The following is a 13,309-nucleotide window of genomic DNA, read 5'->3' on the forward strand; positions in this document are numbered from 1 at the left end:
ATCGCCGATCGACGGCCGGGTACCCGTGGGTGCCCGGCCGTTCACCTGTCCGGGCACGCTCATGTCTGTGGGGGACCGCGTGGACGACTTCTGGTCGGGTGCCGGCGTCGACCTGCACCTGGAGCCGGACGCCGCCGAAGGGCGGCGGGCCGGGCTGGAACGGGCGCTGCGGGACGCCGTGCGGGAGGGCCGGCTGACGCCCGGGAGCCGGCTGCCCGCCACCCGGCGGCTCGCCGCCGAGACCGGCATCTCGCGCAACACGGTGAAGGCCGCCTACGACCAGCTGGTCGCCGAGGGCTATCTGACGGCACGCCAGGGCTCGGGCACCCGGGTCGCGGCGCTGCCGTCCCCCGCCGCCCGGCCGCCGGACACCACCGCACGCGCGCGTGAGCCGCGTTTCGACCTGCGGCCCGGCAGCCCCAACGTGGGGGCGTTCCCGGCCGCGGCCTGGCTGCGCGCGCTGCGCCGGGCCGTGGCGACGGCGCCCTCGCCCGCGTACGACTACGGCGACCCGCGCGGCCGCGTCGAACTGCGCACCGCGCTGTCGGGGTACCTGGGCCGGGCCCGGGGGGTCATCGCGCCGCCGGAGCGGATCGTGATCACCTCCGGGTACGTGCAGGGTCTCGCGCTCCTCACGCGGGTGCTGGGCGGCGCCGCGATCGCGATGGAGGACCCCGGTCTCCCCTTCCACCGCGAGGTCGTACGGCGCAACGGCGGGACCGTGACGCCGGTCGCGGTCGACGGGCGCGGGGTGCGCGTGGGGGAGCTGGGTGCGGCCGAGGCCGTGGTCGTCACGGCCGCCCACCAGTACCCGACCGGTGTGACGCTGCACCCGGGGCGTCGACGGGCGCTGACGGAGTGGGCACGCGCGCGGGGCGCGCTGATCGTCGAGGACGACTACGACGGGGAGTTCCGCTACGACCGGCAGCCCGTCGGCGCGCTCCAGGGGATGGCGCCGGAGCAGGTCGTCTACCTCGGCACCGCGTCCAAGACGCTGGGGCCCGCGCTGCGGCTCGGCTGGATGGTGCTGCCGCCGCGGCTGGTGGACGCCGTCGCCGACGCCAAGCTGCACAGCGACCACCACACCGAGTCCATCGGGCAGCTCGCGCTCGCCGAGCTGATCGGCACCCACGCCTACGACCGTCACGTGCGCGCGTGCCGGCTGCGCTACCGCCGCCGCAGGGACCTGCTCCTGGAGCGGGTGGGCGCGAGCCGGGGCGTGCGCGGGATCGCCGCCGGACTGCATGCGCTGGTGGAGGTCGCGGACGAGGACGAGGTGATGGCGCGCGCGGAGGAGGAGGGGCTGGCGGTGGGCCGGCTCGGCGAGCACTGGCACGAACCCGGCGGGAGCGGCGGCGCCGGCGTCCCTGGACGGCCGCAGGGACTGGTCGTGGGGTACGGGACTCCTCGGGAGCGGATGTACCCGGAGGCGCTGGACGTCCTGGTGAAGGTGCTGGACGGCGGCTGACCCCTGCCCGCCCGGGTGCCGCAGCCCCCGCGGGGCCGTAACCCGGGGCCGTAACCCGGGGCCGTAACCCGGGGCCGCAGCCCGGGTGCCGGCATCCGGTCCGGCGCTGTCGAGGGGCGCCCGGATTGGGCCATCGAAAAGCCGTCCAAGTGGTGCTGTCGAGCGGCCCACCCCGTCTCTAGCGTCGTCGGCATGACGACGAGGACTCCCCCGGACCGGACGCCCGCGGACCCGACCCCGACGAGCTGGGCGCCTCCCGCAGGGGGTCGCGCGCGGCGGACGTCGTCGCGGCGCCTGCTCGCGCTCGCCCAGCTGGCCAACTCGGTCGGCGACGGCGCCTACTACACGACGTCGGCCCTGTACTTCACGCAGGTGATCGGTCTCGCCCCCGCGCGCGTGGGACTCGGCCTCACCCTCGGGTGGGCGGTGGGCTCGCTGGCCGGGGTACCGCTGGGGCGGCTGGCCGACCGGCACGGTGCGCGCGGGACGGCGGTGCTGCTGGCCCTCGCGACGGGGCTCGCGGTGGCGTCCTTCACCCTCGTGCACGGGTTCGTGCCGTTCGTCCTGGTGGCGTGCGGGTACGCCGCCGCGCAGTCGGGACTCGCGGCGGCACGGCAGGGCCTGCTGGCCGGTCTGGTGCCCGCCGGGGAGCGCACGGGGCTGCTCGCTCGGCTCCAGGCCACGCTCAACGCCGGCCTCGCGGTGGGCGCCGGGCTCGGCGGGCTCGCGCTGCACTCCGGGACGCGGGCGGCGTACGTCGGGGTGTTCGCGGTCGACGCGGTGAGCTTCCTGGTGTGCGCGCTGCTGCTCGCGGGGCTGCCCCGGGTGGCTCCCGGCCCGGCTCGGCCGCGCGGGAGCGGTGCGGGCGTGCTGCGGGACCGGCCGTACGCCCTGGTGGCGTCGCTGAACACCGTGCTGTTGCTGCGGATGCCGCTGCTGAGTCTCGTGCTGCCGCTGTGGATCACCGAACGGACCGGGGCGCCCGCGTGGCTGGTGTCCGCGCTGTTCGTGCTGAACACCGCCGCGGTGACGCTCTTCCAGGTCCGGGCGGCGCGGGGGGTGACGGGGCTCGCGAGCGCCACGCGCGCGGTGCGCCGTGCGGGCTGGGTGATGTGCGCCGCGTGCGCGGTGTTCGCCCTGTCCGCGGGCGCCTCGCCGTGGGTGGCGGCCGGCGTGCTGGTGCTGGGGTCGGTGCTCCAGGTGGCGGCGGAGATGGGGCAGTCCGCGGGCTCCTGGCAGCTCTCCTTCGACCTGGCCCCGGCCGACCGGGTGGGCGAGTACCAGGGCCTGTTCGGCACCGGCGTCACGGTGGCCCGCACCCTGGGTCCGCTGGTCCTGACCTGGCTGCTGGTCGAGTGGGGCACACCGGGCTGGCTGCTTCTCGGGGCGGCGATGGTCGGGGCCTCGTACGCGATGGGCCCGGCCGCCCGGCGTGCCGCCGCCCGCGGGGCGCACCCCGCGGCGCTGCCGCCGCGGGCCGGGTGACGGCGGCCGCCGGGACGGCGTGCCGTCAGGCGGCCCGGACGAGGGCGGGGACGGGCAGGGCGTCCACGAAGAGCGCGCCCGCGAGCAGGCCGGCGCTGCCCCGTGGGCTCCACGCGCGCGTGTGGAGGTCGGTGTCGAGGTCGGTCAGGGCCGCGCGGCCCGCAGCGGTCGCCGTGCCGCCCGCCTCCAGGACACCGCGGGCACCGGCCTGCACATGGCGCAGGCCCAGCGGGCCCGCGGTGTGCAGGAGTTCGGTGTCCTGGAGGGTGGACATGACGGTGAGCAGGGCGTCGAGCCGGGCTTCGGCCTCGGCCGCACCGGCGGAGCGGGCCGTGGCGAGCGCGTCCAGGGCCCGTCGTACGTGCGGGAATCCGGCGCGTGCCTCACCGCGGGCGCCGGCCGCGCCGTACTTCGCCGAGACCGTCGCGCCCCGTGAGGGCCGTCGTGGGGCGGCCCGGTCGGGGTGGGCGGCGATCCGCTTGGCGGTCGCGGCGACCTCGACGCCCCGTGCGCGGGTGTCGAGGGCGGCCGCCGCGACCAGCAGGCCGAGCGTCCACAGCGCCCCCCGGTGCCCGCCGCCGGCGAGGCCCACCGAGTGCTCGGTGCACCTCCCGATCGCGCCCAGCTCCGCGCGCAGGCGGGGCGTGGGTTCGCCGGTGCGGCGGGCGGCCGCGGCCATCGCCGCGAGGCCCGGGGCGAGGGCCTTGGCCGACCAGCGCAGCCCGCGGTGGTCCCTGCGGGTGACGCGGGCCGCCAGGTCACGTGGGTCGGGCAGGCCCGGCTTGGGAGCCAGGGCCAGCTGCCCGGTCAGCGCGGCCACCGCGGCCTGCGCGAGCGCCTCGTCCTCGCGACTTGTCATGTACCGACCTTACGAGGACGCGGAGGCCGACGGGGCGTCACCGGGCGGAGTGCCCGTCGGGGCGTCGCCCGGGGCGCCGCTCGGGGGCGTGCCGCCGCCCCCGCCTCCGGCGCCCGTGTTCTCGGCGTCGGGGTCCACACCCAGAGTGATGGACCCCTTGTAGCCCTTGGAGGGGTCGGCCTTGTGGACGGCCTTCAGGGTCAGCAGGCCACTGGCGGTGCCGCCGCCGTCGTAGACCATGTCGTCGTCGAGAGCGGTGTAGCTGCCCGAGTGCCGGGAGTACGGCTCCAGGGTGAAGATCTCCTCGGCGATGTCGTCGGGGAAGAAGAGCTGGCCGGTGTAGTTGACCTTGCCGCCCTCGTAGGTGCCGTCCTCCTTCTGGCCGCCGGTGTGCACCTTGAGGTGGATGTGGCAGGTGCGCGGGGTGTACCAGCCCGGGAAGATCGTCTCGAACTTGACGACCCCGTTGGCGTTGGCGATCTGGTAGCCGCGCAGATAGGTGCTGTCGTCGGCGGTGGAGCCGTCCTCGCTCTCCGCCGGGGCGGAACCCCCGGGGTTGGCCGTGGTGTAGCCGGAGTAGTAGCCCCAGGCGTCACAGTGCCAGATCTCGACGGCGGCGCCGGAGACCGGTGTGCAGCCGTCGGTGGCGTCCACGACCGTGAGGCGCAGGGTCAGCGGCACGCCCTTCTTGCCCTCGGTGATGTCCTTGCGCACCAGAGCGCCGTCGAGGTAGTAGGGCCCCTCCGTGACGCTCGTCATCAGCGTCATGCAGCCGCCGCTCGTCGCGGTGGAGGCCGCGGACGCCGACGCGCTCGCCCCGTCGGCCGCGGTGGTGTCGGCGAAGGCCGACTGGTAGCCGGCGACGGCCAGACCGCCGGCCGCGACCGTGCCGCCCGTCACCGCGAGGGCGCGGCGCCGGGTGAGCGTGGTGTCTTTGTGGTTTCCCGTCATGGACATGAACGTAGGAACGCCGGCCGTCAGCGGCATGGGCGGACCCTGGGAGGAGCCTGTGAGTGCTGAGAAAGCCGAACTCCCGCGCCCGGCCCGGTCCCTCGGATGCTCAGACCGCCATCAGGGGAGCGTCCTTGCGCCACTTCAGGATCTTGTCGAAGCTCACCACCGCGCCGCTGCGCCCCGGCTTGTTGCCGATGTGGACGTGGTCGGCGAGCTCCTGGATGAGGTAGAGGCCACGTCCCTGCTCCGCGTAGGTGTCGGAGTGGACGGAGCGGTCGGAGCGGACGGTGCGCCCGCCCGTGAACCCCGGTCCCGAGTCGGCCACCTCGATGCGGCACGTCTCGCCGTCGAGGTAGGCGGTGACGCGGTACGCCTCCGAACAGCCGCCGTGCGTGATGTCCCCGCCGTGCTCAACGGCGTTGGCACAGGCCTCACTCAGGGCCACGGAGAGGTCGTAGCTCACGTCGGGATCGACGCCCGCCGTCTCCATGGTGCCGAGCAGCAGACGGCGGGCGAGCGGCACGCTCGCGGCGTCGCGACGCAGATGGAGTGACCACCAGATGCTCATGCTCCAGCCTCCAGGCCGCGGCTCGACATACCGATACGTATTGCCCCTGGAGGCCCCTTGTAAGCGCGAATTCCGCGTGATGCCGCCCATATGGGGGATGCCCGCGGCTCCGAAATCGGTGTATGCAGGACTCAGGGGTCACCAGCCGCACCAGTCATCACAGAAGGTGATCTTCCGCATCGTACGCAAACCTTGTGGACCTGCCGTACGGCCGCGGTGAAGCCAGTGCGATGATGGGCCCGCCATGACTGCCCCCCACTGCGAGCGCTCTGGTCGCGATCTACGGCTGCTGCGGGCCTCGGTGTTCGCCGCGGTCTGTGTCGTGCTGGCCGCCGCCGGGCACACCATGGCCTCCTGCGCCGCGGTCCCGCTGTGGACCCTGGGCGCGGGCTTCCTGGGGGTCCTCACGGTCGTGGCGCCGCTCGCCGGCCGGGAGCGGTCGCTGCCGGGCATCGCGGTCCTGCTCGCGACCGGACAGACCGCGCTGCACACGCTGTTCGGACTCGGTCAGCACACCACCTCGGTCTCCGCCTCCGCGGCCGGCTCCGCCTCCGCCGCGTCGTCGGCGCTGTCCGACGCCACGCTCGTCGAACGGGCGGCCCGGCTGGTGTGCGGGGCCACGGCGGCGGCGATCAGTCCCGCCCGGGCCCAGCAGATCCTCATCGACGCGCGGCTCTACCCGGGCGGCGCCACCGGTGACGGCACGGACATGAGCGGCATGGCCGGCATGGGTGCCGCCCACCATCGCGCGGACGCCCTGACCGGCGCCGGCCCGTCGATGGCGCTCCTGCCCTCGCTGCCCATGCTGCTCGGTCACGTACTCGCCGCCGTCGCCGCCGGCTGGCTGCTGCGGCGCGGCGACACGGCCCTGCTGCGGCTGCTCGCCCTGTCGGCGCACGGCGTCGCGGAGGCAGCGCTCGTCCGCTCCCTGCGCGGGGCGCTCGCGCTGGTGCGCGTCCTGCTCGCGGGGCTGCCCACCGCGCCCGGCGCGGGACCGCGCCTCGCGCCCACCGCCCCGCGGACGGTCCGCCCGCCCCGCACCACCGCGCTGCGGCACTCGGTGACCAGACGCGGCCCGCCGGACGCGCCCGCTCTCGTCCTCGCTGCCTGACGCGACACGACCAGCACTCCACCACCCGGGGGGGGCGGCCGCCGTCGTGCGGCACGCGCGCGTGCGCACCGTCCGTGCCCACGCCTTCCTCACCCGCAGATTCACTCAGAGTGGAGTGCTCGCTGTCATGAAGGCCTCTCGTATCGCCACCCGCGTCACCGCCGCCGCAGCCGTCGCCGGTTGCGCCGTCCTCGTCCTGTCCGGACCCGCCTTCGCGCACGTCAGCGTCGCCGCCGAGGGCAGTGCCGCCAAGGGCGGTTACGCGGTCGTCGACTTCAAGGTCCCCAACGAGCGGGACAACGCCTCGACCACCAAGCTCGAGGTCGCCTTCCCGGCCGACCACCCGCTGACCTCGGCGATGCCCGAGCCGATCAACGGCTGGAAGATCGACGTCACCAAGTCGAAGCTCGCCAAGCCCATCGAGGTGCACGGCAAGCAGATCTCCGAGGCCGTCTCCAAGATCACCTGGACCGCCACCGGCAAGGGCATCGAGGCCGGCTACTTCCAGAAGTTCCCCGTCTCCGTCGGCGCGCTCCCCGAGGACACCGACGAACTCGTCTTCAAGGCGATCCAGACGTACTCCAACAAGGAGGTCGTCCGCTGGATCGAGGTCCAGGAGGACGGCGCCGAGGAGCCGGAGAACCCGGCCCCCGTGCTCGCCCTGACCGCCGCCTCCGAGGACGGCCATCACGGAGCGGGCGCCGAGGACGCCTCCGACAAGTCCGACGACGCGAAGGCGACGGCCACCACCACCGAGGCCGCCTCCGACTCCGACGGCAGTGACACCACCGCCCGCGTCCTCGGCGTGGTCGGCATCGTCGTCGGCGCCGCCGGTGTCGCGTACGGCGTGCTCGCCGGCCGCCGCCGCACCACCACCGAAGCCTGAGCCCCCGTGCCGGGCGGCCCCGACCGCCCGGCGCCTGTTCCCCCACGGTGCGCACCGGGGGCTGTACGCCCTGTCGTACACCCCGCCCCTTCCCCCCGGTGCGCACCGGAGTTCACACATCTGGGACATTTCTCTATGCGCAAGAAGACGTTCGCCGCGGCCGCGCTGTTGGCCGCCGCCACCCTCACCCTCTCCGCGTGCGGCACCGGCGACGGCGGCGGCAGCTCCGTCGCCGCGGTCTCCCAGGACGGCAAGCAGCAGGTCGTGACCGTCCTCGACCAGCCCTTCACCAAGCCCGCCCTGACCCTCACCGACACCCAGGGCAAGAGCTACGACCTGCGCAAGGAGACCGCGGGTCACCCGACGCTGATCTACTTCGGCTACACCAACTGCCCCGACGTCTGCCCGCTGACGATGAACAACATCGCCGTCGCCAAGAAGCAGCTGTCCAAGGCCGACCAGGACCGGCTGCGCGTCGTGTTCGTCACCACCGACCCCGATCGGGACACCCCCGCGGCGCTCGGCAAGTGGCTCAAGGGCATCGATCCGCAGGTCGTCGGCCTCAGCGGCAAGTTCGCCACGATCCAGGCCGCCGCCTACTCCCTCGGGATCTCCGTCGAGGCGCCGCACAAGGACAAGAACGGCAAGACCGTCTCCACCCACGGCACCCAGGTCATCGCCTTCTCCCCGAAGACGGACGGGGGGTACCTCCTCTTCGACGAGGAGGCCACCGTCGACGACTACACCAAGGACCTCCCCAAGATCGTCAAGGGCGAGAACCCGTGAGGTCTGCGAAGCCCTCGCGGCCGATACGACTGCTCACCCTGCCCACCGCGATGGTCACCGGGGCGCTGCTGCTCGCCGGCTGCGGATCGGACTCCGGCGGACGGGCCGAACTCTCCGTCCGTGCCGCCTACATCCCGCAGCCCGTCTCCGACAGCATGGCCGCCGGGTTCCTGACCATCGTCAACAAGGGCGGCGCGAAGGACGAACTGACCTCCGTCACGACCACCGCGGCGGGCAGCGTCACCCTCCACGAGACCGTCGGGTCGTCGATGGAGCAGGTCAGCTCACTGGACGTGCCCGCACACGGTCAACTCGTGTTCAAGAGCGGTGGAAACCATCTGATGTTCGAGAAGCTGAAGAGCAAGCCGGTGCGGGGCGAGAAGGTGACCGTGGAACTGCGCTTCGCCACGTCCGACCCGCTCGAGGTCGAGATCCCGGTGGAGTCCGCCACGTACGTCCCGGCGACCGGCAACTGAGGGAGGGACCACCTTGACGCAGACCATCGCCCCCCGCATCCGGATGCTCGTACTGCTGTTCCTGGCGGTCACCGGCGCACTCCTGACCGGTGCGGCACCCGCATCCGCGCACGCCGCGCTGACCGGCAGCGACCCCGCGCAGGGGGTGGTGGTCGACAAGGCTCCCACACAGGTGTCACTGACCTTCTCCGAGACCGTCTCCCTCAACGACGACTCGCTGCGCGTCCTGGACCCCAAGGGCACCCGCGTCGACACCGGCAAGCCCTCCGAGGTCAGCGGCACGACCTACGCCGTGCAGCTGCACTCGGGGCTGCCCGACGGCACCTACACCGTGACCTACCAGGTGGTGTCCGCCGACAGCCACCCGGTCGCCGGCGCCTACACCTTCTCCATCGGCTCCCCCTCCGAGACCAGCGTCTCGGTGTCCGACCGGACGGCGGGCGGCGGAGTCGTCGGCTGGCTCTACGGCTTCGGCCGCTACCTGTCGTACGCCGGCTTCATCGTGCTGGCCGGCGGGGCCGCCTTCGTGCTGGTCTGCTGGCAGCGCGGCAGCGGCGTGCGCGCCCTCCAGCGGCTCGTCGTCTCCGGCTGGGTCGCGATGACCGCGGCCACCCTCTTCCTGCTGCTCCTGCGCGGCTCCTACACCGGCTCCGGGAAGATCGGCGACATCTTCGACCTCGCCCTCCTCGGTGACGTCCTCCAGACCAAGACCGGCGCGGCGCTCGTCTCCCGGCTGCTGCTGCTCGCCGCTGCCGCGCTGTTCATCGCCGTGCTCTTCGGCGCCTACGACAAGCGCGAGGGCGACGAGAAGCGGGACCTCACCTTCGGCCTCGCCATCGGCGGGACGGTCGTGGCCGCCGGACTCGCGGCCAGCTGGGCCATGGCGGAGCACGCCTCGACCGGACTCCAGCCGGGCATCGCGATGCCCGTCGACGTCCTGCACCTGCTCGCCGTCGCCACCTGGCTCGGCGGGCTCACCGCCCTTCTCGTCGCCCTCTTCCGGGCGCCCGCCGACCGGCCCGTCGACACCGCGGCCGCGCGCCGCTTCTCCCGGCTGGCCTTCGGCAGCGTCCTCGTGGTCGTCGCCACCGGCACCTACCAGTCCTGGCGCCAGCTCGGCTCCTGGTCGGCCTTCACCGACACCCGGTACGGGCAGCTGCTGCTGGTCAAGATCGGGCTCGTGGCGCTGCTCGTCGGCATCGCGTCGATCTCCCGGCGGTGGACGGCGCGACTGGCGGACACCGCGGTCGAGGAAGCGGCGGCGACGTCCGCGCCCGGGGAAGCGGCGGCGACGGCCGCGCCCGAGAAGGAGCACGTCACGGCACCGGCCGCGACCTCCGACGCGGCCGGGCAGACGTCCGACGGCACCGGGCCGGACGCGAACGGCTCCGGGAGGGCCCCGGCCGACACCGAGCGGGCCGCCCAGCTCGCCCGGCAGCGGGCCGCCGTGGACGCCACCCGGCAGAAGCGGCTGCGGAACTCCGACACCGGGCGCTCCGGTCTGCGGCGTTCGGTGCTCGCCGAGGCCGGTGTCGCCGTCGTGGTGCTCGCCGTCACCACCGTGCTGACATCGACCGAACCCGGCCGTACGGAGCAGGAGGCCGCCGCGGCCAACCGCTCGTCGTCCGCCTCCTCGGCGAACTCCGACCCGGCGGACTCCGCCTCGGGCGCCCTGACACTGGACATGTCCTTCGACACCGGCGGCACGGACGGCAAGGGCGTGGTCAGCGTCGACCTCGACCCGGCGCGTACCGGCCCCAACGAGATGCACGTCTATGTGACCCGGCCCAACGGCCGCGCCTTCGACGTGCCGGAGGTCAAGGTGGCCTTCACCCTCGAAGCCAAGAAGATCGGGCCGCTTCCCGTCGCCCCCGACCACATCACCACCGGCCACTGGTCGGCGAACGGCGTGCAGATCCCCGTGGCCGGCGAATGGGAGGTCGCCGTCACCGTACGGACCTCCGACATCGACCAGGTGACCGTCTCCAAGAACGCGCAGATCGGCTGAACCGCACCATGCCCGAGCAGTCCACCCCGCAGTCCCTTCCCGAGGCCCCCGCGTCCCCGGCAGCAGAAGAAGGCGTCACCGCGCCGGACCCCGGGGGTCTGACGCGACGCAGGCTGCTCGGCACCGCCGGGGCCACCGGACTCGCGCTCGGCGCGGCCGGCGGCGCCGTCGGGTACGCCGCCGCCCCCTCGCAGGCGTCGCCGCTGTCCTCGATCGGCGCCGACGAGGTGATGTTCCACGTGAAACATCAGCCCGGGATCACCCAGGGCCTCCAGGCCCGAGGCCACCTCGTCGCCTTCGACCTCGCGGCCGGCGCGGGCCGCAAGGAGGCCGCCGCGTTGCTGCGCCGCTGGTCGGGGACCGCGCGGCGGCTGATGGCGGGTGAGACCGCCGCCACCGGCGACACCGGCGTGGCCCTGGACGCGGGTCCCTCCTCGCTGACGGTCACCTTCGGTTTCGGCAACAGCTTCTTCGCCCGCACCGGCCTGGAGAAGCAGCGCCCGGTGGCGCTCGATCCACTCCCGGACTTCTCCTCCGACCACCTCGACAGGACCCGCAGCAACGGCGACCTGTGGGTGCAGATCGGCGCGAACGACGCCCTGGTCGCCTTCCACGCCCTGCGCGCGATCCAGAAGGACGCGGGCGGCGCGGCGAAGGTGCGCTGGCAGATGAACGGCTTCAACCGGACGCCGGGCGCGACCGCCCACCCCATGACGGCCCGCAACCTGATGGGCCAGATGGACGGCACCCGCAATCCCAAGCCGGCCGAGCCCGACTTCGACCGGCGCATCTTCGTCCCGGCGGACAGCGCCAAGGACCCCGCGTGGATGGTGAACGGCTCCTACGCCGTCGTACGCCGTATCCGCATGCTGCTCGACGACTGGGAGAAGCTCTCGGTCACGGCGCAGGAACAGGTCATCGGGCGCCGCAAGTCCGACGGCGCGGCACTGTCGGGGGGCACCGAGACGACCGACATGGACCTGGAGAAGACCGACGCGAACGGCGATCTGGTCGTGCCGATCAACGCACACGCCCGGATCAGCCGCCCGGACCAGAACGGCGGTGCGGCGATGCTGCGGCGCCCCTTCTCGTACCACGACGGCATCGCCGCGGACGGCACCGTGGACGCAGGGCTGCTGTTCGTCTGCTGGCAGGCGGACCCGCTGCGCGGCTTCGTCACCGTGCAGCGCAAGCTGGACCGCGGTGACGCCCTGTCGACGTACGTCCGCCACGAGTCGAGCGGCCTGTTCGCGGTGCCCGGCGGGGCGGCGGAGGGGGAGTACGTGGGGCAGCGGCTGCTGGAGGCGTGAGGTCACGCCCCACCGCGCGGATTCATTCCTGCGAGGGGCCGGTCGTGAGACGCGCGCACCTGCCCGGGCAAGGGCCATTAGGGTGAGGTCATGCCAGCGAGCTACGCGTACCTCGGTCCCGAGGGCACCTTCACGGAGGTCGCCCTGCGCACGCTTCCGGAGGCGGCCACCCGGCAGCTGATCCCTTACGTGTCGGTACAGTCCGCGCTCGACGCGGTACGCAACGGCGAGGCCGAGGCCGCGTTCGTCCCCATCGAGAACTCCGTCGAGGGCGGAATCACCACCACCCTGGACGAGCTGGTCGCCGGCACCCCGCTGATGATCTACCGCGAGGTGCTGCTGTCCATCACCTTCGCGCTGCTGGTCCGGCCCGGGACGAAGCTCTCGGACATCAAGACGGTCTCCGCGCACCCGGCCGCCCAGCCGCAGGTGCGCAACTGGCTCAAGGCGCACCTGCCGGAAGCCGTCTGGGAGTCCGCCGCGTCGAACGCGGACGCCGCACGGCTGGTCCAGGAGGGCCGTTACGACGCGGCCTTCGCCGGCGAGTTCGCCGCCACCCGGTACGGGCTGACCGCGCTGGAGACCGGGATCCACGACGCGGAGAACGCCCAGACCCGGTTCGTGCTGGTGGGCAGGCCCGCCCGGCCCGCCGCGCCGACCGGAGCCGACAAGACGTCCGTCGTGCTGTGGCAGCGCGACGACCATCCCGGCGGCCTGCGCGACCTGCTGGGCGAGTTCGCCACCCGGGGCGTCAACCTCATGCTGCTCCAGTCGCGCCCCACGGGCGCGGGCATCGGCAACTACTGCTTCTGCATCGACGCCGAGGGGCATATCTCCGACCGCCGGATGGCCGAGGCGCTCATGGGGCTCAAGCGCATCTGCCGTGAGGTCCGTTTCCTGGGTTCGTACCCGCGTGCGGAAGTGAGCGCGGCGGACGTGGCGGTTCCGCTGCCGGGAACGTCCGACCTGGAGTTCGTGGCGGCGTCGGACTGGGTGGCGCGCTGCCAGGACGGCCGGTTCTGAAACCGTGCCCGCCGATCCGGTGCGGTGCCGACCGGTCGTGAGAGCGGCACCCGCCGATTCCTGACCGGACCGGACCGGACCGGCCGGATTCCGGGGCCGAACACCTCGCCGATCCACGGCTGCTCCGGCCGTTGCGGCCCGTCCGGCCATTCCGGCCGTTGGCGTCGTTGCGGCTGCTGCCGCCCTTCCGGCGCCGGTCCCGTCTACACGTCCGCGTTATCCACAGAAGTTATCCACAGGAGCGCTTCTCGACCTGGGGACAAGTCGACAACGAAGTGCCATCCAGTCGACAAATCGCCCTACAACCCCGCACCGGGCCCCCGACCCTTCACCTCACCCTTCGTCCACCTGTTTCCTTCGATCAATCCTTTGGGG

Annotated in this window: 12 protein-coding genes; 9 read left to right on the plus strand and 3 right to left on the minus strand. The window is 73.4% G+C overall.

Features of this window, described 5'->3' with window-relative positions; genetic code table 11:
* The first annotated feature begins 79 nt into the window (after positions 1–79).
* Both pdxR and Saso_RS18275 read left to right on the plus strand, forming a co-directional pair.
* Positions 80–1,468, plus strand: coding sequence for a MocR-like pyridoxine biosynthesis transcription factor PdxR (pdxR, locus tag Saso_RS18270; protein ID WP_189924004.1), 1,389 nt, complete (start codon positions 80–82; stop codon positions 1,466–1,468).
* A gap of 192 nt (positions 1,469–1,660) precedes the next feature.
* Positions 1,661–2,953, plus strand: a complete 1,293-nt coding sequence (locus Saso_RS18275) for an MFS transporter (protein WP_229901353.1) — start codon at positions 1,661–1,663, stop codon at positions 2,951–2,953.
* Positions 2,954–2,978: 25 nt separating this feature from the next.
* On the opposite strand, the gene Saso_RS18280 is transcribed toward Saso_RS18275, so the two are convergent.
* The 3 genes from Saso_RS18280 to Saso_RS18290 all read right to left on the minus strand — a co-directional run bounded on the left by Saso_RS18280 (position 2,979) and on the right by Saso_RS18290 (position 5,334).
* Entirely contained in the window at positions 2,979–3,812 is an 834-nt protein-coding gene (locus Saso_RS18280) for a triphosphoribosyl-dephospho-CoA synthase (protein ID WP_189923777.1), read from the minus strand.
* A gap of 9 nt (positions 3,813–3,821) precedes the next feature.
* Positions 3,822–4,763: an intradiol ring-cleavage dioxygenase gene (locus Saso_RS18285; RefSeq protein WP_455712509.1), complete on the minus strand. Its 942-nt coding sequence runs from the start codon at positions 4,761–4,763 to the stop codon at positions 3,822–3,824.
* A gap of 109 nt (positions 4,764–4,872) precedes the next feature.
* On the minus strand, positions 4,873–5,334 hold the full coding sequence (locus Saso_RS18290) for an ATP-binding protein (RefSeq protein ID WP_189923773.1): 462 nt from the start codon (positions 5,332–5,334) through the stop codon (positions 4,873–4,875).
* A gap of 244 nt (positions 5,335–5,578) precedes the next feature.
* On the opposite strand from Saso_RS18290, the gene Saso_RS18295 reads away from it, so the two are divergent.
* The 7 genes from Saso_RS18295 to pheA all read left to right on the plus strand — a co-directional run bounded on the left by Saso_RS18295 (position 5,579) and on the right by pheA (position 12,934).
* Positions 5,579–6,445, plus strand: a complete 867-nt coding sequence (locus tag Saso_RS18295; RefSeq protein WP_189923771.1) for a hypothetical protein — start codon at positions 5,579–5,581, stop codon at positions 6,443–6,445.
* Between the two features lie 127 nt (positions 6,446–6,572).
* Complete coding sequence (locus Saso_RS18300; RefSeq protein ID WP_189923769.1) at positions 6,573–7,331, plus strand: YcnI family copper-binding membrane protein; 759 nt, start codon at positions 6,573–6,575, stop codon at positions 7,329–7,331.
* 135 nt (positions 7,332–7,466) lie between these two features.
* The gene (locus Saso_RS18305) at positions 7,467–8,117 is read left to right on the plus strand and encodes an SCO family protein (RefSeq protein WP_189923767.1); all 651 of its coding nucleotides are present in this window, start codon (positions 7,467–7,469) and stop codon (positions 8,115–8,117) included.
* Between the two features lie 50 nt (positions 8,118–8,167).
* Positions 8,168–8,593, plus strand: coding sequence for a copper chaperone PCu(A)C (locus Saso_RS18310; RefSeq protein ID WP_189923981.1), 426 nt, complete (start codon positions 8,168–8,170; stop codon positions 8,591–8,593).
* 13 nt (positions 8,594–8,606) lie between these two features.
* Entirely contained in the window at positions 8,607–10,601 is a 1,995-nt protein-coding gene (locus Saso_RS18315) for a copper resistance CopC/CopD family protein (RefSeq protein ID WP_189923765.1), read from the plus strand.
* An 8-nt stretch (positions 10,602–10,609) separates the two neighbouring features.
* Positions 10,610–11,911 carry an iron uptake transporter deferrochelatase/peroxidase subunit gene (gene efeB / locus Saso_RS18320; RefSeq protein WP_189923763.1) on the plus strand — a complete coding sequence of 434 codons (1,302 nt, stop codon included), beginning with the start codon at positions 10,610–10,612 and terminating at the stop codon, positions 11,909–11,911.
* 90 nt (positions 11,912–12,001) lie between these two features.
* Positions 12,002–12,934 carry a prephenate dehydratase gene (pheA, locus tag Saso_RS18325; RefSeq protein WP_189923761.1) on the plus strand — a complete coding sequence of 311 codons (933 nt, stop codon included), beginning with the start codon at positions 12,002–12,004 and terminating at the stop codon, positions 12,932–12,934.
* The last annotated feature ends 375 nt before the right edge of the window (positions 12,935–13,309 follow it).

Origin of the sequence: Streptomyces asoensis, from assembly GCF_016860545.1 — a bacterium.
GTDB classification, from domain to species: Bacteria; Actinomycetota; Actinomycetes; order Streptomycetales; family Streptomycetaceae; genus Streptomyces; species Streptomyces asoensis.

What these genes read in the sequence shown, in the direction of transcription:
- Saso_RS18275 (WP_229901353.1), top strand. Translation starts at nt 1,661, where the DNA reads ATGACGACGAGGACTCCCCCGGACCGGACGCCCGCGGACCCGACCCCG.
- Saso_RS18280 (WP_189923777.1), bottom strand. Translation starts at nt 3,812, where the DNA reads ATGACAAGTCGCGAGGACGAGGCGCTCGCGCAGGCCGCGGTGGCCGCG.
- Saso_RS18285 (WP_455712509.1), bottom strand. Translation starts at nt 4,763, where the DNA reads ATGACGGGAAACCACAAAGACACCACGCTCACCCGGCGCCGCGCCCTC.
- Saso_RS18290 (WP_189923773.1), bottom strand. Translation starts at nt 5,334, where the DNA reads ATGAGCATCTGGTGGTCACTCCATCTGCGTCGCGACGCCGCGAGCGTG.
- Saso_RS18295 (WP_189923771.1), top strand. Translation starts at nt 5,579, where the DNA reads ATGACTGCCCCCCACTGCGAGCGCTCTGGTCGCGATCTACGGCTGCTG.
- Saso_RS18300 (WP_189923769.1), top strand. Translation starts at nt 6,573, where the DNA reads ATGAAGGCCTCTCGTATCGCCACCCGCGTCACCGCCGCCGCAGCCGTC.
- Saso_RS18305 (WP_189923767.1), top strand. Translation starts at nt 7,467, where the DNA reads ATGCGCAAGAAGACGTTCGCCGCGGCCGCGCTGTTGGCCGCCGCCACC.
- Saso_RS18310 (WP_189923981.1), top strand. Translation starts at nt 8,168, where the DNA reads ATGGTCACCGGGGCGCTGCTGCTCGCCGGCTGCGGATCGGACTCCGGC.
- efeB (WP_189923763.1), top strand. Translation starts at nt 10,610, where the DNA reads ATGCCCGAGCAGTCCACCCCGCAGTCCCTTCCCGAGGCCCCCGCGTCC.
- pheA (WP_189923761.1), top strand. Translation starts at nt 12,002, where the DNA reads ATGCCAGCGAGCTACGCGTACCTCGGTCCCGAGGGCACCTTCACGGAG.